Raw genomic sequence first — 26,925 nt, forward strand, 5'->3', positions numbered from 1 at the left:
TCTTAATATACCAGAAAATCACCTCACCTGTCCTCGTTTGTAGGAGTTGTTATAGACCTGAAAATCATGATCGTGTAGTGTCTCTGCTGCATCAGCCAACCAATTGACATTTCGTATTAGACCGCGTCCCACTTGAATGAGATCAGCTTGTCCTGTTTGCAATAGATACTCGGCTAACTCTGGATTATGTAACAAACCAACTGCTGTTACTGGAATAGAGACTGCTTGTTTGATTTGTGCTGAAAATGTAGCTTGATAGCCTCCATAAATAGGGATATTGGGCTTCACATCCATCAAACCACCCGTAGAAATATCTAAACAAGCCACCCCAAGTTCTTCTAGCCATTTGGCAATTTGTTGGTAATCTTGAAGAGTATTTTGTGTTCCTGTTTCATCATAAGCTGTTACTGATAAACGTACCCAAATTGGTCCATTAAATGCTGATTTAACTCCTTCAACAATCTCCCTCAGAAACCGGAAACGATTTTCTAAAGTTCCGCCATATTCATCCGAACGTAGGTTAGTTAAGGGCTCTAAAAACTCATTTACCAGGTAACCATGTGCACCGTGTATCTCAATCATATCGTAACCAGCTTCTTGAGCTCGTCGAGCAGCAGATACAAAAGCTGACTGAACACGTTGAATATCGTCTAAGGTCATTTCTTTTGGTACTTGGTATTCTTCACTGTACCGTACAGCACTTGGGCCGATTGGCTGTATAGCATCAGCAGCTTTTCGCCCACCATGGCTAAGCTGAATTCCAACTTTACTTCCAAATGCTTTCAACTCCCTTACTAAGTCCGCTAAGGCCCTACCTTGACAATCAGACCATATTCCCAAATCACGATTGGACAAGCGCCCATCTGGTTCTACCGCTGTAGCCTCTTGAATAATGAGTCCAACTCCACCAATCGCACGCGCCCCATAATGAACATGATGAAAAGCCGTTGGCAAGCCATCCTCATTTTTAACCTCGTACATGCACATAGGTGGCATAACCACACGATTCTTTAATGACAAACCTGCAATTTCAACTGGTGATAAGAGTAAAGACATAAGAACCTCCTTTAAATGCTAATACTCAATTAAAATCACTAACTTCAATTAAATAATAGTATACCACGATTTTTACAAAATATAAGAAAAACGGCGGCTTTGATTGTTATTTCAAAACCGCCGTAAGGTCGTCTTTATTCTGTTAGGCGCGTAAAAACTGTACCGCCAAACAACGGTTTTTTTGTTTACCGTTAGGCGGGCAATAATTTTTGATTTATTTCCTTTCCACATTCAGTACAAACTTTATCATGTAGGGAAATTATGCCACCACATTCGGGGCAAGCGTATTTCTGAATATGGGCTTCCATGAGATGAGGTATTCCCTTTTGCATTACAATTCTGCTATTTTCAATAAGGCTTTCGCTATAACGTTTGTTATAACTTTTTTCAAGGCTCTTTATTAGCTTACAAGGAAAGTCACTACATTCATAGCAATAGGTTATTCCTTTTGATTGAACACAATCTTTAATTTTGCACTTGCGGCAATGCTCTGGTTTTCCTTTACTCTCTACCATACAACCACCACAAGGCTGTTTTGTTTTCTTAATATAACAATGCTTATAACAGACCATACAATTCATTCCGCATGGTGCAAACATTTCCGTTTCAATTTTCATAGGCATTTTCATTAGGCTTTTACCTCCTTTAGCTATAATTATATACGGTCAGCCGAATAAACACAAGATTCTTTCTGTAAACAGTTAAGAACTATTTTGGCTACTTAATAGAACTATGTAAACATATCCAAAAAGAAAGGTGAACAGTAAAATGTAATAGGGTGAATTATTATGGCAAAAAGACCAGTACCTTTATATGACTTTGCAACTTTCGGGCAAGCAATAAAAGCGGCGCGGACGAGCAGAAATGAGCGCCGCAAGAAAGTAAGCGACGAAATGAACATTTCCCCTCGCTACCTTGCGAATATCGAAAACAAAGGGCAACAGCCAAGCCTGCAAATCTTTTATGAGCTTGTTACCCGTTATGACATATCCTTAGACCAATTCTTTTTCCAGGATAAGACAGCGGAAAAATCGACTCAAAGGCGGCAGCTCGACACGCTGCTTGACAGCATGAGCGATAAGGGAATACGGATTGTTACCGCAACAGCGAAAGAAATTGCAGAAGTCGAAAACGAAAAATGAATAGGCTTTAGGAAGCGTTGTTATCTTTTTGAGATTGCAGCGTTTTTCTTTTGCGTAAGTTTGGCAAAACGGGGCTTTCCGTTGTAGTAGGGAATAAGGAAAAACTTTCTTAGAAAGCATAGGAAGCGGGTACCCACTTCCGTATTTTCGTCCTCCTGCGCTACGACGCGTCGGTTGAAAATGGCTTATTGGGAAGTATCCCAAACCCTCGGAAAGGAGCGAAAGCATGGACGGACGCAAAAGAACGGTACAAATCAAATTTAGAGTAACAGAAGCGGAACGGGATTTAATTCTTGAAAAAATGAAGCTCGTCCCCACCCAGAACATGGCGGCATATCTTAGGAAGATTGCCATTGACGGGTACATTATTCAAATAGACCATAGCTACATAAAAGCCATGACAGCGGAGATACAGAAAATCGGGGTCAATGTCAATCAGATTGCAAAGCGCGTTAATTCGACGGGTAGCGTCTACCAAGAGGACATAGAGGAAATAAAGGGGGTGCTTAATGAGATATGGCGGTTACAAAGATTAAAGAGTGTTGAAAAGCGGCTTGCGGATATGGCGGTGCTGATGAAGCACGTCGTCGCCTATCAAAAGACAAAGCCTGTCTATGACGCATACCGCAAGGCAAAGAACAAAGAGCGATACCGCGCCGAACATGAGCGCGATATTATCCTCCATAAAGCTGCGGCAAGGGCACTCAAAACAGCGGGCATTTCCAAGCTCCCCAATCCCGCCACACTGCAAAAGGAATATGTAGCATGCTTCATCACTCCTTTGCTGCATACCTGTTACGCAATAGAAACGCGATTTTGAGGGTTTAGGTATCAATCCCTTATCCGCTGAGAACCGCGCCCGCAAAGCCGCGTAAATCAAGGGCTTTTTCATCCCTACTGCGTAACAAAGGGCATGAAAAAAGTGGCGTTCCTGTTCTTCCTTGTGGGAAGTGAGAAACGCCGCCTGTGCGGTGCGTTATTCGGTTTCTTCGGCTATGAGGTCTTGTATGACTTCGCCAAAGTCTGCAGTAAAGGAAAAAATGAAGTATTCCAAAACGGCGGGGTCTGCGTCCATAGGCTCAGCTTCCTCGGAAAAGGGTAAGCCCATAAGCCCATAGAGCATTTTTATGATTTTGAACAGCTTTCCCCGGTCAGCGGGGGTGTTCATGGTAACAAGTACGTCGGTCAAGTGGTTTACGGCTTCCATGTCGCCGCCTGTCGTTACCCATATCATTTCTGCGAATGGCTGCGTGATTGCTCCGGTTACAAGGTTTACCTTATCCTTGCTGATTTCGCCGGACGGGAGTATAATACCCTTGTCTAAAAGTACGTTTTTCATGTCGTCCTCCTATAATTTGTGGTGCCAAAATGGTGCCCGGTCTTACAAAATCATCTTATACGGAGATATGGCAAGATAAATGACGATATGCGGAAAACCCTGATTTTAAGCCATTTTCACAAGGTATTATTAACACTTGCGCGGGCTTATTAGAAGATTTCCGTCTATCAAATCAATAAAAAATAGGAGCTAATAGCAAGATAACCAACAAAGCTAAAATATGACCTACTGTCACTAGGATAAACGAATACTTAAGCCCACGTTTCATACTTAGTCTTGATAGATTGTGGAAGGTAATCATTACACCAGACTGAGGCACAACTGTCAAAATAGCTGACGCAACCACTACCACACGATGGAGTAATTCTGGATTCATTCCCATTTCCATATAGGTTGGTAAAAATTGACTGGAGGCGATACCAACAGCCCCTGATGAAGAGCCAATAATACCACTAACCAGTGCTGTCGAGACAGACAAACTAATCAATGGGGACCCAGGAATTTGTTGAATCCATTCTTGAATGACTGCAAATCCAGCAGACAGGGTTAACACTGTCCCAAAAGCTACAGTGCTAGAAGTCGCAAATGCTGGTACAACAGATGCTAGCGTTGCAGTATTTAAAATCTCTTTTTGGTTTGGTAAGTATGGAAAGAAAATCAAGGCTGATAGGATGATAGAGACAAGCAATCCTATCGCTAAGACGTTGGGAGTTTGACTCATGAGGAAAATCGTTCCAATCAAACTCAATAAAGGCAAAACTGATAAAAATAGATTAGGGGCCTTATCAGCTAACGCTACTACAGTTTCATCCTCTTCCTCTGTATAAGTTTCTCCATTTGCTAGACTTTTCTTTAAACAGTAGGCCATATAGAGCAGTCCGAATACTAATAGTGTTAAACTAGCTGCCAAACTGATAACTGGTGCCGCTGTCAAACTGGTTCCCAATACCTTTGTTGGAATAACATTTTGAATAGAGGGGGCCCCTGGTAAAGTGGTCATTGTGTAGGTCCCTGCTCCCAAAAAGACTGGTAGCGGGAAAAGCGCCCAGTTAATATTTAATTCTTTAAACAGGGGGCGAGACAAAGGGAGTAAGGTAAAAATCACTACAAAGATACTCACGCCACCATAGGTTAAAATAGAAGCAATCAATGTAATAGCCAACAAACCTTTATAAGGACTATCTTTGCCCATCACTTTTAAAATACTATTAGCAATCGTCTGCGTAGCTCCACTTGCTTCCATATACTGGGCTAAAATAGACCCCAACATAAAAATGGTAAAATTATTGATTAAAAAACCAGCTAACCCAGCCATATAAGACTGGTCTTTCCCCAACATGACTTCCAAAACATTCATTTGGTTTGTCAAGATAATGATTAAACTAGCAAGCGGGGCAGCAATAATCACATGTAAGTTCTTTGATGTCCAATAAATAATGGCAATAATAGCCAATAACACTCCTAAAGTCGCTAAGATTGTCATAAATCTCCTAAAACGTATCTCCTTATCTCATTTTGTTCCCCTAGATCTCTTAACATTTCTCCAACTGTCTTGTTTAAACCTGGGTGGCGATAATCTATCGCTATATCAGAAAGTGGCTTAAGTACAAAACCACGCTCATGGGCATAGGGGTGAGGAACGATTAAATTCTCCTCCTGAATCATTTCCTTATTCCAGAACACAATATCCAAATCAATGGTTCGTTGACCCCATTTTTCAATCCTTACTCTGTCTAAGGCTAGTTCGATTTTCTGGCAAACACTAAGAAAATCTGCTGCCGACAAATCGGTATATACCAAACAAGCTAAATTTAGGAAATCTGCTTGATCTGTCTTTCCCCAAGCTGGAGTTTCATAAATGGAGGAAACCAAATCAAGTTGGCAGTCTGGATGGTTGTCTAATTGCTCCAAAGCGGCTTGCAAATAAGCCAGTCTGTCCCCCATATTGCTCCCAATGCTCAGATAGGCCTGATGTTTCATGGTCGCTCACGCTCCAATTCAATCCCAACAGCATCATAATGGCCAGCAATTGGTGGATTTTCCTTGTAAATAGCCAAACGAATCTTTTCCACTTTTGGAAACTGACTAAAAATTTCTTGGCAAATGACACCTGCCACCTTTTCAATGAGAAGATAAGGCTTTCCCTCCACGACTGCTTTAATCGTTTCAAAAACCATACCATAGTGAACTGTATCTTCTAAATTGTCAGTTTTGGAGGCCGCAGTTAGGTCAACAAACAAATCACAGTCTACAGTGAAAATTTGACCAAGGACTTGTTCTTCCTTAAAGGCTCCATGATAGCCATAAAATCGACATTTTTTCAGCGAAATCTTATCCATTCTGCCCTCCTGCAGTTAACTGAGCCAAAACTTTTACAATATCTCTGTTGTCTGCCACATTATGAACACGGACCATTTTGCATCCCTTTTGCACTGCCCATGCAGACAGGGCTGCTGTTGCTTGATCACGGTCAACAGGTAAACTATTTCCACCAAGCAGATAATCTACCACGCGCTTACGAGATATTCCAAATAGAACAGGGTAACCAAGAGCAGTAATCTGTTCCAGACCTTGAAGGAGGTCCAAATTATGTTGAACATTTTTTGAAAAACCAAATCCTGGATCCAACCAAATGTTATCTGCTGCAACTCCAGCCTCTAAGGCTGCTTGCGCACGCTCCACCAGAAAGTTTTTTACTTCTCCTACAATATCGTCATAGACTTCTTCTTTTTGATTGTGCATGAGAATGATTGGTACTTTATACTCTGCGGCTAAAGCCAGCATATTTCCGTCATAAAGGCCAGCCCATACATCATTCAAGATATCAGCACCCGCTTCTAAGGCTGCACGAGCCGTGCTCGTTTTATAGGTGTCAATGCTGACCAAACAATCGTATTTTTCTTTAATTGCGCGGATAATCGGAACCACTCGTGCGATCTCATCTTCTTCAGACACAAATGTTGCACCAGGTCGAGTGGACTCCCCTCCAACATCAATGACAGTCGCACCTTCCGACAACAACTTTTCAACTTGGGCTAGAGCAGATTCGATTTCATTATAGGCGCCACCATCCGAAAAAGAATCCGGTGTCACATTGAGTATTCCCATAATTGATACTTGATGGGCTAATTGTTCAATAGACATAGAACCTCCTATTTATTGTGAATCATGGACAAGAGTTCTCGGCGCAAAACAGAATCTTCTTTATATTTTCCTAGAGCAACTGTGGTCACTGTCTTACTACCTGGCTTGCGTATACCACGCATACTCATGCACAAATGCTCCGCTTCAACCATGACAAATACACCTTCTGGCTCAAGGGCATCTTGAAGGGCATGAGCCACTTGATGAGTTAAGCGCTCCTGCAATTGAGGTCGCCGGCTTGCCACCTCCACTGCACGCGCTAGCTTACTCAGACCAGTTACACGGCCTTTGCTTGGAATATAGGCTACATGGGCTATCCCATAAAAAGGTACCAGATGGTGCTCGCACATGGAGTGGAAAGGAATATCCTTCACCAAAACAACCTCTTCATGACCTTCTGAAAAAACGGCTGTAAACTGATCTTTTGGATCCTCTTTTAGCCCATTAAACATTTCCAAGTACATCTTAGCTACTCGTTTTGGTGTATCAAGTAGACCTTCACGGTTTGGATCTTCACCCAATAATTCCAATAATTGGTAAATTGTTTGTTCGATTTGTTCTTGTTTTGACATAATACATCCTAAATCATTTGATTCTTTATTATACCCTAAATTAGATTTTCAGAAAAGACCTTTCATCTTCTCAATTTCAAGACTGTACCCATCCAGAAAACCACTCAAAGATTTCTCTCCATTCTCCTTTGTGGTATAATGGAATCATTCATTTACAAGGAGCCCTCTATGACTAAGAAACCAGTCCAATTAGCGACAATTTGTTACATTGATAATGGCAAGGAATTTCTCCTCCTTCATCGAAATAAGAAAGAAAATGATGTCCATGAAGGGAAGTGGATTGGAGTTGGTGGCAAACTTGAACCAGGCGAAACCCCTCAAGCCTGCGCCATTCGTGAGGTATTTGAAGAGACAGGCCTAACTGTCACAAAGCATGCCTTAAAAGGAATTATCACCTTTCCAGATTTCACCCCTAATTGTGATTGGTACACCTATGTCTTTAAAATTACTGGCTTTGAAGGAACAATTATTGAGTGTAATGAAGGCGATTTGGAATGGGTTCCCTACGATCAGGTTTTAACAAAGCCGACTTGGGAAGGCGACCGTCATTTTCAACAGTGGCTTCTGGAAAATCGCCCCTTCTTCTCTGCAAGTTTTCAATATGATGGAGACACACTCGTCGACTATAGTGTCGATTTTTATGGTGAGTAGGCTATCCCATTTTTCTATTTCAAAATAGAAAAAACCTTGGTACACACAAACCAAGGTTTTCTGTATTATAAGAATTTCTTCTTAGGCATTTGTTTGTTTAATACAACATCCAGCGGACCCGCTGCTAAGACTGTATCTACCAAACGCTTATCTGTAATTTTCTTATCAAGAAGGACTTGATATTCTAAAACAAGTGCTTCTTTTTTCTTTTTGTATTTAAGGGATAATAAATCAGACTGCTTACAAGACTTACCAAATTGATTTTCAAAAAACTGATCATAATTGAAATCCATAGGGACTGTCACTAAGAGATGACGACGATTTTGATTGACTTGAGCAAAATTGATATTTTCAAAAACCAAGATACAAGCTGATAAGATGACTGTTGTAAATACGGCTAAACCAAGGAAGCCCATTCCTGTTGCAAGACCAATTGCCATCGCCAGCAAAACTGCAAGCATTTCTTTTGATGAACCTGCTGCCGAGCGGAATTTAATTAGACTAAAGGTCCCTGCTACCGCAACACCTGCACCTAAGTTCCCATTTACCAAAGCAATGATTACAGCAATCAAGGCCGGCATGAGACTTAGAGTGATAACGAATTCCTTTGTATAATTCGATTTATATTTGTAAACAGCCGCCAAGAGTACCCCCATGGATAGACTGACTCCGAATACCAGGACCATCTGGACTAGGGTGATACTACTATTGGCTGTTGAAAAGATACTATTAAACAGCTGCATGATGAATGACTTCCTCTTCTACGATGTCGTGGGCTAGCCTATAAGCATTGCCATATTTTGAAAACGATTGTTTTTCGATATTGTATTTTTCCAACAAGGCAACCAACCAATCTGGACGTTCCTCTGGAACTTTGATTTCCATGATAACCTTTTTAGGATCTAGCAAGGCCTTACCAAATTTCCCTACCATTACATTGACATTATAGTCACGATATAAAAGGTTTTTATCAATGGTTAAGCGAACTTTTTTGTCCTCAATACCCTTATATGATACGCGATCATAATAAATATACATTTTAGGTTTGATGATACCATAACGTTTTCTCAACTGTTCCAGTTCTGATGTTACTTTTTCATCTTTGATAGTTGCATCAATAATACCATTTTCAATGTAATTTGTAACAGATACTGGATTAGATGTTAGACGGTATTTATAGCCAATTTTATTTTCTTTTTTCTTGATTTCCAAAAAGGCTTGACTTGTTTCTGATGGAATTTCATCATACACACGCATACGAATTTTTTCACGTCCATTTTTCTTAGCAAGAGAATCTTGAATCATATCAAAATCTTCATTGTCAAAGTAAATATTCGTAATCGTTGATGTCGCAAATTCATCTTCGGTCATATATTGACGAAGTTCTTTCTCAAACTCTGCAAATACATCCATATCAACAATATATTTAGTTTCTTTACGTTTAAATTGCTTTTGTACGATTCTTGTTTTCATTGCTTTGCCTCTTCTATCCTAAATGTTGAATCTTGACAGGTTCCTATCTTGTTTACAAGATATAGTTTACCGACCAAGCTTTAAACAAAACTGAAAATAGCATTAAACAAAACTTAAACTGAAGAAAGGTGAAATTCTTTTGTCACGTAAAAAGCTGTGCTACAATAGTCCTATCAATAGTAAGGCAAGGAGAAACCCATGTACGAATTTGTCCTAGAATACGGCTCTTTCCCCGTAAAACTCATCGACGGTTTTGTCAACAATCGCTCAGAAATTCCTGATTTTCTCAAAGAAGATGAAGAAATGATTGCCCGTTTGAACCAAATAAATGAACTCTTCCACCAACTTTTCTTAACCATCGAATGCAAGTTTGACTACATCGGCAAGCAATTCCCTGACAAGATTGAACAACTACGAGCACTCTATCATCCCCTTGCAGACGATTTACTAGCCAAGTATAGCAACCAGATAGAGTTGAAGATTGAACCCTTTATTTTGTAAGACAAAAGAGATGACCCCAATCATCTCTTTTCTTCTATTCTGTATTCCAAACCATACTGGTCACGCGATAGGTAACCATAATCCACCAAGTAGCGTCTCAATATAGCATAGTCATCATAAAACTCAGCTAGAAAGGCATTAACCTCTTTTTCAGTGAATGTCGAGCCCTTCTTAGCTAATTCTTCTTGTAAATAGATAGCCCCCTCCACTTCTCAAGACTTGTGTCAACATCTCAGCGCAGTGGTTGATTGGCAGTTTTGTTCGTGCTACGCACTCCAAATCTGACCTAATCAACTGTGCGGGGGCGGGACGACGAACTCCCTTACTTCTCTGAGTTCTGTCCCGCTCCCAAAAATCCTAGCCCGCAGGCTAGGATTTCACAATATTTACAAATTAACGAATTTCAGCACCAAGCTCAACCAAAGCCTTACTGATTTTCTCCATGTACTTAGCCACTTCCTCATCCGTCAGGCTATCCGCAGGATTTTGGAAGGTCAGGTTATAAGCCATAGACTTCTTACCAGCCTCAATATTGCTACCCGCGTAAACGTCAAAGAGGGTCACCTTAGTCAAGCGTTTGACACCAGCACCGGCAATAGCATCCAGGACATCCTGATGCTTGACATCACTGCTCAAAAGTAGGGCAATATCACGGCTAACCGCTGGGAATTTGGAGATTTCCGTAAATGGCTGAGCAGGCTGGAGGGCTTCTTCAATCGCATCCAGATTGATTTCAGCCACGTAAGTCTCAGGAATACCGTAATCCTTAGCCGTTTGAGGGTGTACCTGACCGACAAAGCCGATTACCGCCCCATTCAAATGAATTTCAGCTGTCCGACCTGGGTGCAAGGCAGCAATCTCACTAGTCGCCACAAAGTCAACTGCTAACTTGTAGTGACCAAAGATAGCTTCCAAGATACCTTTAGCATGGAAGAAATCAACTGGTACAGCTGGTGTCTGGAAGTCTTTTTCAGCTACCAAGCCAGTCAAAACAAGGGCGAACTTGTTGATTTCTTGTGGCAGGTCTTCTTTTGGATTGCCAGACTGTTCAAAGATTTTACCGATTTCGTAGAGGGCCAAGTTCTTGTTCTTACGAGCCACGTTGTAGGCAACTGTTTCCAGCATACCAGACACCATGTTCTGACGAAGGGCAGAGCGGTCAACGGTCATTGGCCACATGAGTTCGGTCACAGTGGTTGGACGAGCCGCAAACTCCACAGCCTTTTCAGGTGTTGTCAAGGCGTAGGAAATGATTTCTGTCAGGCCTGCACCTTCTGCCAGGCTACGCACTTGGCGACGGATGTTCTGGGTCAGGGTTAACTCACCTGCTGTTCCATCCTCCTTGGGAAGAGTGGTCGACAGATTATTATAGCCATAAATACGTGCGATTTCCTCTACCAAGTCTGCTGGAATGCGAATGTCCCAACGACGACGCGGTACTGCTACTGTAAACTGACTTGCATCGCCAGTTGTTTCCATACCTAAACGACGGAAAATGTCTGCGATTTGGGCATAGTCCAGATTGGTCCCGAGCGAGCGGTTAACGTAATCAATGGTCGCTGTGACTGGGACATCCGAAGTGTCCACGCTACCCTCAGAAACGATACCAGACAAGACCTGACCGCCAGCCAGTTCTGCAATCATAGCAGCTGCTGTGTCCATAGCCTCCGTCAAAGTTGCTACGTTGATGCCTTTTTCAAAGCGAGAAGAGGACTCAGAGCGAAGGTTGAGGCGACCTGAGGTCTTGCGGATAGACTTGCCGTCAAAGAGAGCCGCTTCCAGCACAACCGTCTTAGAGTTGTTGTCAATCTCTGTGTTGGCACCACCCATGACACCACCAAGGGCAACTGCCTTGTCCCCAACGGAAATGACAATGTCATCAGCAATCAAGTCACGCTCTTCGCCGTCAAGCGTTACCATATTCTCACCTTCTTTTGCCTGACGAGCCACGATTTTCTTGTCGTCAAACTTGTCAAAGTCAAAGGCGTGCATTGGCTGACCGAAGTAGAGCAAGATGTAGTTAGTGATGTCCACCACGTTGTTGAGCGGGCGGATACCTGCGTTCATGAGCAGGTTTTGCAACCACTGTGGGCTCGGTGCGATAGTCACATTTTCAATGACACGGGCCGTGTAGGCAGCCACCTTGTCTGACTCAATGGCCACTTCAATCACATCGCTGGCCTTCTTGTCGCTTTCCTCCAAGACTACAGGCTTGAAGTTGACCTTACTGTCATAGATTGCTGCCACTTCGTGAGCCACGCCACGCATAGAGAGGGCGTCGGCACGGTTTGGCGTGATAGACAGCTCGATAATCTCGTCGTCGAGGTCCAGGTATGAAAAGACTGGCTCACCTACGACTGCATCTTCAGGCAGGTGGTAGATTCCGTCCGCATAGACTTTTGGCACCACTGAGTCGGACACACCGATTTCGCTCAATGAGCAGAGCATCCCCAAGGACTCAACTCCGCGGATTTTGCCTTTCTTGATCTTGTAGTTGCCAGCGATACGCGCACCTGGTAGAGCGACAATCACCTTGATACCTGGTTTGACATTTGGAGCACCGCAAACGATTTGCGTGACTTCCTCACCGACATTGACCTGGCAGATGTTGAGGTGGGTATCTGGAATCGGCTCAGCAGACACAACCTGACCAACAACCAACTTAGAAAGGCCTGCGCTCTTTTGCTCAACCCCTTCTACCTCAATCCCTGTTGTTGACATTTTTTCAGACAAGTCATGGCTTGTCGCATCAAAGTCAACGAGTTCTTTTAACCATTTGTAACTTACTAACATATTATCCTTTCTGGTGCAAAGGCCGTTTTAGTAGCCAATCCACATCTATCTTATCACCGACCGCAAATTCATGCTGGCCAAATTTTTCAAATCCGTATTTGGAATAGAATTTCTGAGCTTTGTAATTATGTTCCCAAACTCCCAGCCAGACCCAATCACAGCTTGACTGCTCTGCTTTTTCCAAAGCAAACTCAAAAAGTTTCTTACCCAACCCCTGACCTTGATAGGCCTTTAAGAGATAGATACGCTGGATTTCAAAGGCATTTTCCAGCTCCTGTTCTGTCTGAGCAGGACCCTGGTTAAGCTTGAGATAACCAGCTATCTGATGATCTACTCTTAGAAAATAGTGCTGGCAGTTGGAATCCGATAACTCACTAGTCAAGACCTCCAAGGAATAAGCTTCCTCGAAGAATGCCTCCAGTTCCTTCGGGTCATTATCGTGAGCAAAGGTCTCTGCAAAAGTCTGTTTAGCCAGCTCCTGCAAAGCGGAAACCTCTTCTAAACGTATAGGATCAATCTGCATCTCATTGCCTCTCATTTCTAACTGGGCTAGGAAAGTCGCTTAATGACGATTTCCTTCTACTCACTCCTGCGGAGTTAGGACGTTCTAATGTTGAAAACGATACTTTTTCAGCCTTAGAACTAGTGAGGCGATTAGACAGTTCGCCATAGCGACTGTCGTCTCATAAATAGGTGCTTCAGCACCATTTATGAGTATCGGATTAAAACTGCTCCGAGAATCGTACATCGCCTTGATAGAATCCACGAATATCGTTGATACCGTAACGGAGCATGGCAATGCGTTCCTGACCAAGACCAAAGGCAAAGCCAGAGTACTTGGTTGAATCAATGCCACTCATTTCCAATACTTGTGGGTGGACCATACCGGCACCGAGGATTTCAATCCAGCCTGTTTTCTTACATACGTTACAGCCGTCACCACCGCACTTGAAGCAGGAAACATCCACCTCAACAGAAGGCTCAGTGAATGGGAAGTAAGATGGACGGAGACGAATTTGACGCTCTTCACCAAACATTTTCTTGATGATCATTTCAAGCGTACCTTTGAGATCACCCATGGATACATTTTCACCGACAACCAAACCTTCAATCTGGTGGAACTGGTGGCTGTGGGTCGCATCGTCCGTATCACGACGGAAAACACGTCCTGGCGAAATCATCTTCAAGGCACCTTTTGAGAAATCATGCTGGTCCATGGTCCGTGCCTGAACAGGTGACGTATGGGTCCGCATAAGGATTTCTTCTGTGATGTAGAAGGTATCTTGCATATCACGTGCTGGGTGGTCTTTTGGCAAATTCATGCGCTCAAAGTTGTAGTAATCTTTTTCCACTTCAAATCCGTCAACGATTTGGAAGCCCATGCCCAAGAAAATATCTTCGATTTCTTCAGAAGTCTGGGTCAAGACATGACGTTTTCCGACCTTAACCTGACGACCTGGCAAGGTCACATCAATGGTTTCTGAAGCTAGTTGCTGTTGGATTTTTGCTGCTGCAACCTTCTGAGCGGTTTCTTCAAAAGCAGCTGTCAGCACATCACGCACCTCATTGACCTGCTTACCAACGATTGGTTTCATATCGCTAGACAGGTCTTTCAAGCCTTTCAACAAGTCAGTCAAGGACCCTTTTTTGCCCAAAACCGCAACACGCAGGTCTTGAAGTTCTTTTTCTCCTTGGTGCTGGATTTCTTTTAGCTTTTCAAGTGTAGTTTGGCTTAATTCAGCCAACTGTTGTTCAATGTTTGACATAATTCCTCCAATAAAAAAACGCATGACACCACTCGTATCGGAGCGTTGTCACGCGGTACCATCCGTTTTCATCTGCAAGGCAGACCTTAGTTCTATGAACCTGTATTCACAAGTGAAGTACTTATATTAGTGAATAAAGGTTCTAAGTCCTTGTGTGAGTGAATTCGACCAACTTTCACTGATTGAGCTTGCAGTCACGGCTCAACTCCCTGGACAGTTTCCATAGGTGTACTAGTCTCACAGACTTCTATTCAATTAAAAATATTTTATCAAAAATAAGCGTTTTTGGCAATTGATTTCTTTACTCATTCACCGTAATTTCCCCACTACGATAGTTGATACTGAGACCGCTCTGAACATTTGGAACGAACACATTGAACTCTAGGCTACCATCTGCTGCTTTTGCCTCTAGATGACTTCCGACAGGAACAAGGTCTTCACTCTCAGCATACACCAAAGTCACACGATAGCGGACACGCTTATTTTTATCCAAGGCCCGCCGAATCTGACTTTCAAAATAATTCTGCCCAGTTGAAGTTTGATCGTTGGCTTGGTTGGACCAAGCTGTTTGAACTGCAATATTCTTAGGATTGCTGGTTGAAGCATCAAAGCCAGACAATCCACCAATCAAAGCATAACCTAGTAGGTGACCACGGTCCACTGCATGGTCATATTCTCCAGTTAAATCATGGATCTGATGCCAACCCGCAGGTGTCCAAGAAGTTCGACCATTTCCTGTTTCTTCGCGGTCCTTATACTGACGTGTAGATTTGGCTAAAAGCGCATTGGCTACTGTTGGAACTGTTTCTCCCTGGACTGTTTTTGTCTTATTATCACCATAAGGAACACTGGCAACCGATGCATCTAAATCCGTCTGATTCCCGTTAATAATAAATGCTCCAGCACCATTCCATTCAATCGAATTCCCCAGTTGCTTCTTTACATCTTCTGTCAATACCGAACTAGCCAGTTCCTGACTAGGTGTGCCTTCACTTGCCTTAGACTGATTGACATAATAGGAATAATCAGCAACATTACTGCTCTTGTTATCGCTTAAAAGATAGCCACCCGCTACTACAACAATCGTAGCCAATAAGCTGAGCAAACTCATTGCTTGTTTTTTTACATTTTTCTTCGCCATAAAATCTCCATTAAAAAAGTAGGGCTAGCCTACTTTCCAGTAAATTTAGAAATGAATTCTTGCCATTTTTCTACTGATAGTATTGAAAACATATTGTCACCATCACCTACGACTCCGTATCCAACCATCAGCCCAAAGGCAAATATTAAAATTGCAAGCAGTAAAATTATCACTACCAAGAGTAAATTTTTACCCACATTTCCAAGATTTTCCTTATCCATTTTCACCTTCTCCACTCACACGCTCAATTGACGCACCTAAGGCAGCTAATTTTTCATGAAAACGATAATAACCACGATCAAGATGCGTTAACTTTCCAACAATTGTTTCCCCTTCCGCAACTAATCCAGCTAAAATCAAGGCTGCACTTGCTCGTAAATCAGTAGACATAACCTGAGCACCTTGCAGAGCTTGTCCTCCCGTGATAATAGCTGTATCTCGTAAAATTTCCGAATGCAAATCCATACGTCGCATTTCTTCCAAATGCTGGAAACGATTCTCAAACACCGTTTCAATCATGGTTGACTCACCTTTTGCAACTGCCATTAATGCTGTAAACTGGGCCTGCATGTCGGTCGGAAAGCCAGGGTGTGGTAGGGTTTTTACTGTTACAGGTTTGAGTTTGTCCACTTGTGAACGCACTCGAATACCTTCTGCTTCTTCCGTTACTTCAACTCCCATTTCTACCATTTTAGAAATAAGCGGACGATTGTGCTCCCAGACTGCATCCTTAATCAAAACATCTCCACCGGTCATTGCAGCAGCCACCATAAATGTACCTGCTTCGATACGGTCTTGAACAACTTGATGCTTTGCTCCTACCAATTCTTCTACACCCGTAATGGTAATTGTCTCAGTACCTGCTCCCTTAACATTCGCACCCATCTTATTCAGAAAAATAGCCAAATCAACGATTTCAGGTTCGCGCGCAGCATTTTCAAGTATTGTCGTACCATGAGCAAGCGTTGCAGCCATCATCAAATTTTGTGTCGCACCGACACTTGGAAAATCAAGATAAATATGAGCACCTTGCAAGGCCTCCGCACTGGCTTCAATGTAACCAGCCCGTTGCTTAATTCTTGCGCCCATCGCTTGTAGACCTTTCAAATGAAGATCAATTGGACGACTTCCGATTGTACAACCACCCGGCATAGATACTTTCGCATAGCCATTACGAGCTAAAATTGGACCAAGAATGACAATGGATGCACGCATTTGACTAACATATTTATAGGGAGTTTCACTACCTAATTTTCCAGTCGCATCAACATCAATTGTCTTCGTTTCCTCGTCAAATTTTACACGAACACCCAAACCACGAACAACATTGTTCATTGTGAACACATCAGATAAAATAGGTACTTGCGTCAGCTGAGTCTGACCCTTACTTGCCAAAACTGTCGCTGCTAACAAGGGTAGAACTGCATTTTTTGCACCCTCAATCTCAACTTGACCCTTTAATCCATCCTGACTTCCTTTAACAATGATTGTTTCCATTCACTTCCCTCTTCTTAACCTATTAAGACATAGTTGCAAAAGAACGTCCAATTAGTAACAACTCTAAAAAGAAAGTTGAGACTAAATAACCTAATGCAATAGCAATAAATAATATCAGCATGTTGATTTTTGGCTGATTATCTCCCGTAACTTTTAACCATCGTACCCAATCTACTGTCGTTATCAATAGATGATAACTTATATAGATAAAGAGTAGATGACTTATAAATTGTAAAATTGATTGTATCATATCTCCATTATACCATGAAATTAAAAAAAGGAACTGAACCAAGTTCAATCCCAATTTTATCAATGTTTCCCAACACGAATACGGTTGATTGCTCGTTGGAGGTTTTAGCAAACAATTATATCTATTTATTCCAGGTCCCTTACAATCATAGTTCAGTTCAGTAAAAAGATAATTTAGCCATACTCAATTTACAATCGCTATCCCCGTTTCCTTATCAAATAGATGGAGATGGTTTTCCAGTATTCTTACACTCACTTGTTCTCCAATAGAAAATGGCTCTAAGGAATCCGTTTTTACAACAATCTGAGTATCTGTAGCTGCAAGATGAATATGCAAGAAGGCATCATCTCCAAACATTTCATAAACTTCCACCCTGCCTTCTACTGCCTTAGAAATTGTTAAATCTCTGGATACAACAATATTATTCGGACGAATTCCTACGATTACTTGATTTCCTGCCATTTCGCTATTGACTACCACTGTTTCCTTATCGCTAGTTAATAAGAGCAACATTTGACCAACCTCAACTGCCAATCCTTGATCTGTTTCTAACAAGCTCCCTTCAATGAAATTCATCGGAGGGGTACCAATGAACCCTGCGACAAACAAATTTGCTGGATTGTGATAGAGATTCTGAGGAGTGTCAACCTGTTGAATCACACCGTCCTTCATCACTACAATCCTAGTTCCTAATGTCATAGCTTCCGTCTGGTCATGTGTTACATAAATAAATGTAGAGTCTAGTTGCTGATAAAGGTTGGCAATCTCCACTCTCATCTGGCCTCGTAGCTTTGCATCCAAATTTGATAATGGCTCATCCATTAGAAATAGTTTAGGCTGTCGAACCATTGCTCTGCCCATGGCCACCCGCTGCTTTTGTCCACCCGATAATTGAGATGGTTTTCTATTTAGGTACGGTGTCAAACTTAATACATCTGCAATTTCTGCTACCTTTTCCTTAATTTTTTGCTTCTTAAGTCCCTTGATTTTGAGACTATAGCCAATATTTTGGGCGACTGTCATATGCGGATATAAGGCATAATTTTGAAAAACCATCGCAATATCTCGGTCACTTGGACTGATATGGTTGATGGTTTCCCCATCCACCAGCAGTTCTCCCGAGGTAATATCTTCTAAACCTGCAATCATCCGTAAAGTCGTTGATTTCCCGCAACCAGAAGGACCCACAAAAATGATAAATTCTTTATCAGCTATCTCCAAGTTAAAATTATGGACAGCTATATGGTTGTCATAGGCCTTGACGATATTTCTTAATTCTATTTTTGCCACCTATATTTCCTCATTTCTTCTATCAATAAACTCTAACAACTCAGCTAAAGATGGAATAATCGTATCTGTATAGTGACTGAGCGACTTATACGTTCCTACCCCGCTTAACACTCCAATCGGTACCCCACCACCATTCAATGCAAAACGCATATCATTTGGCGTATCACCTACCACTGCAACTTCTTCACAAGTTAGTTGCCACTCCCTCAGTACATCTCGAAACAGACGCTCACTCGGTTTGATAGGGTGACCACTATCTGCTGTTGCACAATAACTGACATACTTCTCAATCGCAAGGCTTGATAAACAATCCTGTGTAGCATCCGAGTTATCTGTCGTAACTATACCGATTTTGATTTTCCTTTTTCTTAATTCTTCAAACAATACAGACATATCGGTAAACACAGGGTAGTCTGTGATGGTCTGGAAATATTCTGAAAAATACCGTTCTAGCAACATCTGCAATGCCCCAATCTCCAGATTAGGTCGCTCTTTTTCAAGTATAACTGCTAAATCGGCAGCAATCTGTTCATAAGGTTTCCAAGCCAAGGCCCCTTCCGGATCAAGTACATCATTTTTGATACCAATAGCCTCCTCCAAAGGAAGTATGTTATCCATTGTAGGTGGAAGATCAAGGAAGGATAATAGATTTATCAGAACAGGCCTAACTGCTGGTTGCCAGACCTTGAAAAAATCAATTATAGTGCCATCTTTATCAAATAATATCCCTTTAATCATCCAGAAATTCCTAGCTTTTCTTTTGCCTGACGGAAGGTTCTTATATCAGGCACCCGATGGCCTTTCGTCAGGGCATTTCCATAGAACCTAAAATCACCATCTTGATTCGTAGCCCCAAACCGAATCCACTGATAGGAGGCTTCATTCAGCGTAATCCGTCCAGAAGCAGTATAGACTCCCTCAGTACTGACCTCGGTGGTGAGTTCGACTTTTTGGCCATCTATATAGCAAAATAGCAACGCCTCATCAAAATCCATTTTTAAGGAAAGCCTATAATCCAGAAATGCACATTCTGCATGAAGTTGATCACCGAAAGACAGCGTGCCAAGATTCACCTCTTTCGCACTTCGTTGAATAATTTCAAAGTCCAGGCTACTGAAACGAGTGACATAAGCACGGCACTGTCTCAGTGCAGAGTAGAGATTATTCGGAGTAAGATTTTCCATATACACCCACGTTGCTGGATCCCCAGGTATGGATGAAAATTTCGAACTTGGATAGCGTTCCCCTTTCACCATATGAGAATCACTTCCACCGATTGCACAAATACGGTAACCTTGCGACCAGAATAAATCTGCCAACTCTACAGCTTGCTGATTGGCTAATCTTCCATTCGCATCTTCCTCTAGCTCATACGTTGGGTCATTGATAATCTCAATACAATCCAACAAGTCTAAACTTAATGTATCATGAAGCCATTTCCAAAGATATAAGAAGGGATGGTTAATTGAAAACAACCAACCATTATCCTTGGCCTCAGCTATTAGCTCATCCAAGGCCTGCAACACATCTTCTTTTTGGTGAGCCAAAATCAGTGCATCCAACGATTCTGGCCGTTTTGTCAGTCCAAATAAATTAGCGTGACCCTGTCCTGTCGTAATTTCTATACCTGGTAAGACCATTAGGGATGTTTCAGGCCAACCAGTATGCAAAAGATTATGCTCGGTCGCAAGGTAAAAATCTAAGTTCTGCTCTGCAATGACCTTTTCTACAACCGACCGTGGCAAATCCCTCCCATCCGATAATTGGGTATGGGTATGAAAATCCCCCTTGTACCATTTCGTCCCCCTCTGGTAGATCTTACTCGGTTCCAAAAAGCTGTAGTTAAAATTCTCATCAACCCAGATTGGACCATCAATCATCTCCGTCTCATTTCTACCCTCAGAAAACTGAATTTCAATACAGGAATGAATATGGCTTCCGTCGAAATATTTTCCATATTCCTGATTGAAAATAAATTCCAATGTCCATTGCCCAGAATTTATTTTTCCTGGAATGCCTCCAATGGTTGTATATTCTGCGGTCTCTCCTAAATAGACTGTCTTGCTACTGTGACCGAGTTGCTTTTGAAACCTTAACCGCCCATGATTGTCCCGAATCATTAAAATAACCAGCATGCTATAAGGAGTATCAATGGTATGTGTGAAACTAATTCCCGAACAATTCTGAGGAACAAAGAAGGCCCCTACTTGCTTGATTGGTACTTTATCATGCAATTCAAACATTAATGTATGGCTCATATATCACCCTTTCTTATTCATTCAATGCCTTATCCAACGCCTGTTGAGCTATTTTTTGAGCTGAGTCCAAGGCTTTTTGTGCTGGGATATTTTCTAATTCGACTTGATCTGCAGCAACAGTCAAGGCATCATAAATTGCTCCACCAGTCGGATCGATTGGAAGCACAGAACCGTGACTCGCCTGTGTAAATGGAACCAGTGCTTGAGGATGTTCTTTAACATACGAAAGATACTCTTCATTTGTAGCAATGTCCTTGTTTACTGCTACATAACCGACTTCCTTAGTCCATTGGATTTGATTTTCAATATTTGTGAAAAATTGAATAAATTCAAATGCTCCTGCTTTTTCCTGTTCGGAGGATGTTTCTACTACACTAAATAACAAGGCATCTGCAGCTGGTGCGGATGCCGAATCCTCATCCCATGCTGGTTGCTCCATCGCCTGGACAATATTAAAATCCAAATCAGCCTGATCACCAGATGAACCCGTATAACCACCAGCAGTATTATCCAATACATCATCAATGGTATTGTACCAGTACTCCCAACCTTGACCACCTGAATTGACAGCCATAATTTCATCATCATGAATCCAAGTTCTAAACGATTCCCAGACGCTAACCCATTCTTCAGAGTTAATCGTTACTGTTTTACCGTCTTCACTGAACATCTTCGCTCCATTACTTAGGGAAGCATCAATCAAGTTGTACGGTCCCCACATCGGTTCCCAGCCATATGTAAATTCTCCCGTGGCCTTAATGGCCTTAGCTGCTGCTGCCAAATCTTGCCATGTAGCAATCGAGTTTGGATCAATATTTGCCTTTTCAAATGCTGAAATATTATAATATAAAACCTGAGTTGTTCCATAAGCAGGCAGACCGAAGCGAGCACCCGACTCCGACAATCCCTGTTCTGCAAAAACTTCCAGATAATCCTCTTCCTTAACAGTTACATCTTCTGTCAGATAGGCATTCAAATCAGCCAGAAGCCCACTTTCATTCAATGTCCGTCCAGCACTTGGAGAGATTAACACCATATCTGGTGCAGCATTACCAGCAATTCCAGCCTGCAATTTTTCGTAAGTTTCCCCATAATCTGCCTGGGTTACAGCTTTTACATAATAGATATCTTGTGACGCATTGTACTCATCAATAATCTCTTGAACAACAGTAACAGCTGTTTTACCACCAGCATACCAGAACTCAACCTCAACCTTATTCCCCGCTTCTGAACCAGCAGAAGACTGCGAGTTGGTAGAGGAATTTGTCCCACATGCGGACAAAACAGATGAAGCAACAGTTGTCATTAATAATATGGACGCAATTTTCTTTTTCATAATAATTCCTTTGTTCTATTTCTTAATAAGGCTATTAGCCCTTAACGCCAGTTTCTCCGCCAATCCCGTTGATGAACCATTTTTGCGTAAAAGCAAAAATTATCAAAATCGGTATAACAATAACGCTAGAAGCAGCCATCACTTTTGCCCACTCAGTTCCATAGGCACCGCCCTCTATAAAGAAGCGTCTCAACCCTTGTGAAACCAAGTATTTACTCGGATCATTTGTAATCAATGATGGCCACATATAGCTATTGTAAGCAGAGATAAAACTCATTAAAGCAAATGTTATAAAAGATGACTTTGTAACAGGACAGACAATCTCCCATAAGATTCTGAAATGTTTTGCCCCATCCATTCTAGCAGCCTCAACCAAAGCTTTTGGTACCTGCATGAAGGCTTGACGGAGTAAAAATATCCCAAAAATGCTTATCGTACTTGAGATAATTAGACCTGTAAATGTATTCAACATCCCCCCTTTTGATAAAATAATATAACTAGGAATATAAGTTGCTGCCACAGGTAGCATATAAGTTCCCATCACGACAATAAATATAAATTTCTGTCCTCGGAAGGATAAAAATACTAAGGCGTAAGCCAACATGGCACCAGTTAATACTTGAAGAAATACAATTAACAGAGAGGTCCATAGGCTGTTGAGTATGTAGGTCAGAATGGGCGAATCAAATAATATTTCCAGATAATTTGTTATTCGCGGTACTGCTGGGAGAAATTGACTACCATCTAGCACCTCTGACTTGGTTTTTAAGGAGCTAACCACCATCCATAGAAACGGAAATACGGTATATAGCGAAATGGCGGTCAAAAGTAGGAAACAAATTCCTTGCTTCAGATAGTTTATATATAACTGATACCTTGTCTGCATTTCGTCCCCCTAGTAATGAACCCATTTTTTGGAAGTGAAAAACTGGATATACGATAATACCACAGTTATAACTACCATAACAAGTGCGACTGCTGTCGCCTGACCCATCTTAAATTCTTCGAAACCTAATTGATAATACAAATATAATAAGGTTCTTGTACTCCCCGATGGACCACCTTGAGTTAGAATTTGAATCTGATCATAAGCTTGCAAAGAGTTTACCGTTGTAATAATCATCAAAAAGAAGGTTGTGGGCGAAATACATGGTAGGGTCATATCAATAAAACGCCTCCAGGACTTGGCCCCATCTAAGCTACTAGCTTCATAGATTTCCTGCGGTACTTTTTCTAACGCAGATAAGTAAAAAATCATTGCGTAGCCCAAGCTTTTCCAAACTGTTACAATAATCACTGACAACATAGCAGTATCAGAACTCGCTATCCAATCCAATCCTGGCGAACCAAAAAATCCTAAAATCTGATTAGCAAATCCATCTTTCGGCTGAAATATCCATGTCCATACAATAGAAATAGCAACCGTTGGGGTAACCCATGGTGAGAATAATACAAACTTGAAAAATGAATTTCCTTTAAATGGCTTCTGAAGTAATAAGGCCAGTAAGAGTCCGCACATTAGAGTCGGTAATACTGTTCCAACCGTGAAAAGAAGCGTATGTTTTAAGGCCTCATAAAATCGACTGTCACTGAATAAATCTCGGTAGTTCTCCCAAAAAATAACATCATAATCAGGAGTCATAAAATTCCAGTTGGTAAAACTTAACCACAGCGATCGAACAATTGGGTAAATCCAAAAAACAAACAATGGAATCATTGCTGGCAACGTGAACAATAGAACAATGCCAAGAGATTTAAATTTATCAATAGCTATTTGCTTCATAGATTATCAATACCCTCCTAAGTTAACCAAGATGGTTCCAAGTAAAATCAAAGCAACGCCACTTAAGCTAGGCCAAGATACATGTTCCCTATAGATACTGTAAGAGACTATGGTCGTTACAAGTATACCTATGCCACACCACAAGGCGTATGCCACTCCTAGATTAAGTGAAAGAATCGCCTTGGAAAAAGTATAATGACACACAACATAAGCAATACCACAAATAAGTGATGGTCCTAAATTTGTAAATCCCTTAGTCTCCCGTAAATAAGATGTAGCAAACAGTTCTGCTATAATAGATATGACCAGATAAACAAAATTCATATATGCTCCTTTCAATAAACATACTCACATTCTACCGAACATTTGTGAATCAATTATGGGAATCAGGTAAATTTCTTGTAAATCACAAAAATTTTAAAGTAATCTGATAAAAAATTTACATTACCTGAAATTTTTATCTCTAAGTGTCACTATTCAGTAAAACAATATAAGAGTCTGTATTCACAGTTTGCACTTCCATCTAAGGTTAGTTTTTAAGCTACTCCCCGTTCGTTTTTTTAAAAAATACAGTGACTATTCCCTCAAAAAACAGCCTTGATGAGCGAAAAACTATTCCTTACATCAAGTACTTTACTTGAAAATATAGGTTCCATTACTCACAAGAAATCAAAACCAACTCTCTGCTACTGACCTGGATTATTAGCAAAAAAGTCCTCTCATTCTGCATTTTTGATGTATCGGAGTAAAATATTCCTGCATAGTAAAAAGCCTCAAAATCATAGATTTTGAAGCTTTTTAGCAACTATTTTAACTTGAGGGCAAGCAACGTGTGAAGTATTATCACACTTGTCTGTCTTATCTGTTATTCTCCATATATTGGGCCTATAAGTTCTAAAAAAGATAGGAGACTAACACACCACTGCTCTTAAACTTTTACAGCCGCAACTGATTTTCTACAAAAAATACATCATAAAAAGAGCGATGTGAGACTAAACTTATGCCCAATCCCATTCACTCTTCGACTTATAAAATACAATTTTTCCTAAGTTCGCTTATCACGGACGGAACAAGGTCCAATCCCATAGGTCTTAATGTTTCCCAACACGAATACGGTTGATTGCCCGTTGAAGTGCAACTGCGGCACGTTTTTCCATATCAATATTTCGAGCGTTCTGAGCTTCTTCTAATTCACGCTCTGCGCGTAACTTCGCACGTTCCGCACGACTAATATCAATGTCTCGTTCCCTCTCAGCAGAATCAGAGACAATTGTTATCAAATCTTTATTGATTTCGATGATACCACCATTGACTGCAATCCAATCCACGTGGTTTTCATCATCAACACGACGTACTTTCATCTCATCAATTTCTAAAACAGCAATCAATTCTAAGTGACCTGGATAAATCCCCAATTCCCCCTCTTTGGTTTTAACCAAAACAAAGGCTGCATGGTGATCATATTTTATTCCATCTGGTGTCACTACTTGAACAGTCATATGTGCCATATGCCACCTCTAGTATTTCATTTTAGCAGCTTTAGCGACTACATCCTCAATTGAACCAACATTTCGGAAAGCATCTTCAGGTAAATGATCATGTTTACCATCTAAAATTTCCTTAAATCCTTTAACGGTTTCTGCAACAGGAACGTAGGAACCTGGCATACCTGTAAATTGTTCAGCAACGTTAAAGTTTTGAGACAAGAAGAATTGAATCCGACGTGCACGACCAACTAAAGTCTTTTCCTCATCAGACAATTCATCCATACCGAGAATGGCAATAATATCTTGCAATTCTTGGTAACGTTGAAGAACACGTTTTACTTCCATCGCTACAGCATAGTGCTCCTCACCTACAACTTCAGGAGCCAAGGCACGAGAAGATGATGCTAATGGATCAACCGCTGGATAAATACCTAATTGAGTCAACTTACGCTCCAAGTTGGTTGTAGAATCCAAATGGGCAAACGCTGTTGCTGGAGCAGGGTCAGTATAGTCATCCGCAGGAACGTAAATCGCCTGAATAGAAGTTACAGAACCCTTCTTAGTTGAAGTAATCCGTTCTTGCAATTGTCCCATCTCAGTAGCAAGGGTTGGCTGATAACCAACGGCTGAAGGCATACGCCCCAAGAGGGCTGACACTTCTGAACCTGCTTGAGTGAAACGGAAAATATTATCAATAAATAAGAGAACGTCTTGACCTTCAACATCACGGAAATATTCAGCTATCGTCAAACCAGTAAGGGCAACACGCATACGTGCACCTGGTGGCTCATTCATCTGACCAAAGACCATGGCTGTTTTTTCAATAACACCAGACTCTTTCATTTCCCAGTAAAGGTCGTTCCCTTCACGAGTACGCTCACCAACACCAGTAAATACAGAAATACCACCATGTTCTTGAGCGATGTTATGAATCAATTCTTGGATAAGAACTGTCTTCCCAACACCGGCACCACCGAAAAGTCCAACTTTACCACCTTTAAGATAAGGAGCTAAAAGGTCAATAACTTTAATACCTGTTTCCAAAATTTCATTTGAAGTCGATAATTCATCAAAAGAAGGAGCCTTTTTGTGAATCGGTTCACGCTCAAAATCTGACGGAAACGGTTCCTCAAGGTCAATTGTATCCCCTAAAACGTTAAAGACACGACCCAGCGTCTCTTTACCAACTGGTACTGAAATCGGACGACCTGTGTCAAGCACTTCCATTCCACGAGTCAAACCGTCAGTTGATTCCATAGCAATTGTCCGAATAACCCCGTCACCAAGCTCCAGTGCAACTTCTAGCACAACTTTTTGTTTAGAATCATCATTTTTATATACAACAAGTGCATTGTTAATCTCAGGAAGTTTATCTTCTGCTGCAAACGCGACGTCTACAACAGGACCAACAACCTGAGTAATTTTACCTGAACTCATTCTATTTCC

The 26,925-nt window shown here is 41.4% G+C and carries 30 protein-coding genes and 1 pseudogene; 4 read left to right on the forward strand and 27 right to left on the reverse strand.

Going from position 1 to position 26,925, the window contains the following annotated elements:
- Positions 1 to 18: 18 nt before the first annotated feature.
- Together L6410_RS06130 and L6410_RS06135 are read right to left on the reverse strand one after the other, a co-directional pair.
- Complete coding sequence (locus L6410_RS06130; protein ID WP_237395107.1) at positions 19 to 1,056, reverse strand: NADH:flavin oxidoreductase/NADH oxidase; 1,038 nt, start codon at positions 1,054 to 1,056, stop codon at positions 19 to 21.
- A 191-nt stretch (positions 1,057 to 1,247) separates the two neighbouring features.
- A complete protein-coding gene (locus L6410_RS06135) occupies positions 1,248 to 1,685 on the reverse strand; it encodes a DUF3795 domain-containing protein (protein WP_237395108.1) in 438 nt (145 codons plus the stop codon).
- Between the two features lie 159 nt (positions 1,686 to 1,844).
- On the opposite strand from L6410_RS06135, the gene L6410_RS06140 reads away from it, so the two are divergent.
- The gene (locus L6410_RS06140; RefSeq protein ID WP_024397136.1) at positions 1,845 to 2,198 is read left to right on the forward strand and encodes a helix-turn-helix transcriptional regulator; all 354 of its coding nucleotides are present in this window, start codon (positions 1,845 to 1,847) and stop codon (positions 2,196 to 2,198) included.
- A 226-nt stretch (positions 2,199 to 2,424) separates the two neighbouring features.
- Positions 2,425 to 3,018 carry a plasmid mobilization protein gene (locus L6410_RS11140; protein WP_435533097.1) on the forward strand — a complete coding sequence of 198 codons (594 nt, stop codon included), beginning with the start codon at positions 2,425 to 2,427 and terminating at the stop codon, positions 3,016 to 3,018.
- 156 nt (positions 3,019 to 3,174) lie between these two features.
- On the opposite strand, the gene L6410_RS06150 is transcribed toward L6410_RS11140, so the two are convergent.
- From L6410_RS06150 to folE, 6 genes are all read right to left on the reverse strand, one after another.
- A complete protein-coding gene (locus L6410_RS06150; protein ID WP_024392307.1) occupies positions 3,175 to 3,537 on the reverse strand; it encodes a hypothetical protein in 363 nt (120 codons plus the stop codon).
- 172 nt (positions 3,538 to 3,709) lie between these two features.
- The gene (locus tag L6410_RS06155; RefSeq protein WP_237395109.1) at positions 3,710 to 5,020 is read right to left on the reverse strand and encodes a GntP family permease; all 1,311 of its coding nucleotides are present in this window, start codon (positions 5,018 to 5,020) and stop codon (positions 3,710 to 3,712) included.
- A complete protein-coding gene (folK, locus tag L6410_RS06160) occupies positions 5,017 to 5,517 on the reverse strand; it encodes a 2-amino-4-hydroxy-6-hydroxymethyldihydropteridine diphosphokinase (protein ID WP_024397139.1) in 501 nt (166 codons plus the stop codon). The genes L6410_RS06155 and folK overlap by 4 nt, the downstream gene beginning before the upstream one ends.
- The gene (gene folB, locus L6410_RS06165; protein ID WP_105127372.1) at positions 5,514 to 5,876 is read right to left on the reverse strand and encodes a dihydroneopterin aldolase; all 363 of its coding nucleotides are present in this window, start codon (positions 5,874 to 5,876) and stop codon (positions 5,514 to 5,516) included. Before folB ends, folK begins: the two co-directional genes overlap by 4 nt.
- Entirely contained in the window at positions 5,869 to 6,681 is an 813-nt protein-coding gene (gene folP / locus L6410_RS06170; RefSeq protein WP_237395110.1) for a dihydropteroate synthase, read from the reverse strand. The genes folB and folP overlap by 8 nt, the downstream gene beginning before the upstream one ends.
- Positions 6,682 to 6,689: 8 nt before the next feature.
- Positions 6,690 to 7,253, reverse strand: coding sequence for a GTP cyclohydrolase I FolE (gene folE, locus L6410_RS06175; protein WP_237395111.1), 564 nt, complete (start codon positions 7,251 to 7,253; stop codon positions 6,690 to 6,692).
- A 168-nt stretch (positions 7,254 to 7,421) separates the two neighbouring features.
- Here folE and L6410_RS06180 point away from each other — a divergent pair, with 168 nt between their 5' ends.
- Positions 7,422 to 7,904, forward strand: coding sequence for an NUDIX hydrolase (locus L6410_RS06180; protein ID WP_024392313.1), 483 nt, complete (start codon positions 7,422 to 7,424; stop codon positions 7,902 to 7,904).
- Positions 7,905 to 7,969: 65 nt separating this feature from the next.
- Here the strand turns inward: L6410_RS06180 and L6410_RS06185 are convergent, their stop codons facing one another.
- Both L6410_RS06185 and L6410_RS06190 read right to left on the reverse strand, forming a co-directional pair.
- A complete protein-coding gene (locus tag L6410_RS06185; protein ID WP_237395112.1) occupies positions 7,970 to 8,647 on the reverse strand; it encodes a DUF4956 domain-containing protein in 678 nt (225 codons plus the stop codon).
- Positions 8,634 to 9,377, reverse strand: a complete 744-nt coding sequence (locus tag L6410_RS06190; RefSeq protein ID WP_237395113.1) for a polyphosphate polymerase domain-containing protein — start codon at positions 9,375 to 9,377, stop codon at positions 8,634 to 8,636. The genes L6410_RS06185 and L6410_RS06190 overlap by 14 nt, the downstream gene beginning before the upstream one ends.
- A gap of 198 nt (positions 9,378 to 9,575) precedes the next feature.
- Here L6410_RS06190 and L6410_RS06195 point away from each other — a divergent pair, with 198 nt between their 5' ends.
- Entirely contained in the window at positions 9,576 to 9,878 is a 303-nt protein-coding gene (locus L6410_RS06195) for a hypothetical protein (protein WP_024392316.1), read from the forward strand.
- A gap of 20 nt (positions 9,879 to 9,898) precedes the next feature.
- Here L6410_RS06195 and L6410_RS06200 read toward each other — a convergent pair.
- The 17 genes and pseudogenes from L6410_RS06200 to atpD all read right to left on the reverse strand — a co-directional run.
- Positions 9,899 to 10,072 (reverse strand): annotated as a pseudogene (locus L6410_RS06200) (DUF2087 domain-containing protein); the annotation flags it as partial.
- Positions 10,073 to 10,271: 199 nt separating this feature from the next.
- Complete coding sequence (pheT, locus tag L6410_RS06205) at positions 10,272 to 12,671, reverse strand: phenylalanine--tRNA ligase subunit beta (RefSeq protein WP_237395114.1); 2,400 nt, start codon at positions 12,669 to 12,671, stop codon at positions 10,272 to 10,274.
- Between the two features lies 1 nt (position 12,672).
- Positions 12,673 to 13,194: a GNAT family N-acetyltransferase gene (locus tag L6410_RS06210; RefSeq protein ID WP_105127377.1), complete on the reverse strand. Its 522-nt coding sequence runs from the start codon at positions 13,192 to 13,194 to the stop codon at positions 12,673 to 12,675.
- A gap of 199 nt (positions 13,195 to 13,393) precedes the next feature.
- Complete coding sequence (pheS, locus tag L6410_RS06215) at positions 13,394 to 14,437, reverse strand: phenylalanine--tRNA ligase subunit alpha (protein WP_024392320.1); 1,044 nt, start codon at positions 14,435 to 14,437, stop codon at positions 13,394 to 13,396.
- A 301-nt stretch (positions 14,438 to 14,738) separates the two neighbouring features.
- On the reverse strand, positions 14,739 to 15,578 hold the full coding sequence (locus tag L6410_RS06220) for a DNA/RNA non-specific endonuclease (protein WP_237395115.1): 840 nt from the start codon (positions 15,576 to 15,578) through the stop codon (positions 14,739 to 14,741).
- A 29-nt stretch (positions 15,579 to 15,607) separates the two neighbouring features.
- Positions 15,608 to 15,799: a DNA-directed RNA polymerase subunit beta gene (locus tag L6410_RS06225; RefSeq protein WP_172041070.1), complete on the reverse strand. Its 192-nt coding sequence runs from the start codon at positions 15,797 to 15,799 to the stop codon at positions 15,608 to 15,610.
- Positions 15,792 to 17,075 carry a UDP-N-acetylglucosamine 1-carboxyvinyltransferase gene (murA, locus tag L6410_RS06230; RefSeq protein WP_237395116.1) on the reverse strand — a complete coding sequence of 428 codons (1,284 nt, stop codon included), beginning with the start codon at positions 17,073 to 17,075 and terminating at the stop codon, positions 15,792 to 15,794. Before murA ends, L6410_RS06225 begins: the two co-directional genes overlap by 8 nt.
- Positions 17,076 to 17,097: 22 nt before the next feature.
- Positions 17,098 to 17,325 (reverse strand): DUF1146 family protein, encoded by a 228-nt coding sequence (locus L6410_RS06235; protein WP_237395117.1) that lies wholly within the window; start codon positions 17,323 to 17,325, stop codon positions 17,098 to 17,100.
- A 183-nt stretch (positions 17,326 to 17,508) separates the two neighbouring features.
- Positions 17,509 to 18,615 carry an ABC transporter ATP-binding protein gene (locus L6410_RS06240; protein ID WP_237395118.1) on the reverse strand — a complete coding sequence of 369 codons (1,107 nt, stop codon included), beginning with the start codon at positions 18,613 to 18,615 and terminating at the stop codon, positions 17,509 to 17,511.
- Positions 18,616 to 19,353, reverse strand: coding sequence for an HAD family hydrolase (locus tag L6410_RS06245; protein WP_172019170.1), 738 nt, complete (start codon positions 19,351 to 19,353; stop codon positions 18,616 to 18,618).
- Positions 19,350 to 20,873, reverse strand: a complete 1,524-nt coding sequence (locus L6410_RS06250; protein ID WP_237395119.1) for a CehA/McbA family metallohydrolase — start codon at positions 20,871 to 20,873, stop codon at positions 19,350 to 19,352. Before L6410_RS06250 ends, L6410_RS06245 begins: the two co-directional genes overlap by 4 nt.
- Before the next feature lie 13 nt (positions 20,874 to 20,886).
- Positions 20,887 to 22,209, reverse strand: coding sequence for an extracellular solute-binding protein (locus tag L6410_RS06255; RefSeq protein WP_237395120.1), 1,323 nt, complete (start codon positions 22,207 to 22,209; stop codon positions 20,887 to 20,889).
- 34 nt (positions 22,210 to 22,243) lie between these two features.
- Positions 22,244 to 23,095 (reverse strand): carbohydrate ABC transporter permease, encoded by an 852-nt coding sequence (locus tag L6410_RS06260; RefSeq protein ID WP_237395121.1) that lies wholly within the window; start codon positions 23,093 to 23,095, stop codon positions 22,244 to 22,246.
- Positions 23,096 to 23,104: 9 nt separating this feature from the next.
- Complete coding sequence (locus L6410_RS06265) at positions 23,105 to 23,992, reverse strand: carbohydrate ABC transporter permease (RefSeq protein ID WP_237395122.1); 888 nt, start codon at positions 23,990 to 23,992, stop codon at positions 23,105 to 23,107.
- A 6-nt stretch (positions 23,993 to 23,998) separates the two neighbouring features.
- Entirely contained in the window at positions 23,999 to 24,316 is a 318-nt protein-coding gene (locus tag L6410_RS06270) for a DMT family transporter (RefSeq protein ID WP_172019166.1), read from the reverse strand.
- 767 nt (positions 24,317 to 25,083) lie between these two features.
- On the reverse strand, positions 25,084 to 25,500 hold the full coding sequence (locus tag L6410_RS06275) for a F0F1 ATP synthase subunit epsilon (protein WP_024392324.1): 417 nt from the start codon (positions 25,498 to 25,500) through the stop codon (positions 25,084 to 25,086).
- A gap of 9 nt (positions 25,501 to 25,509) precedes the next feature.
- Positions 25,510 to 26,916, reverse strand: coding sequence for a F0F1 ATP synthase subunit beta (gene atpD / locus L6410_RS06280; protein ID WP_024392325.1), 1,407 nt, complete (start codon positions 26,914 to 26,916; stop codon positions 25,510 to 25,512).
- Positions 26,917 to 26,925: the final 9 nt, after the last annotated feature.

This window comes from Streptococcus parasuis, assembly GCF_021654455.1.
In the GTDB taxonomy this organism is placed as follows: Bacteria; Bacillota; Bacilli; order Lactobacillales; family Streptococcaceae; genus Streptococcus; species Streptococcus parasuis.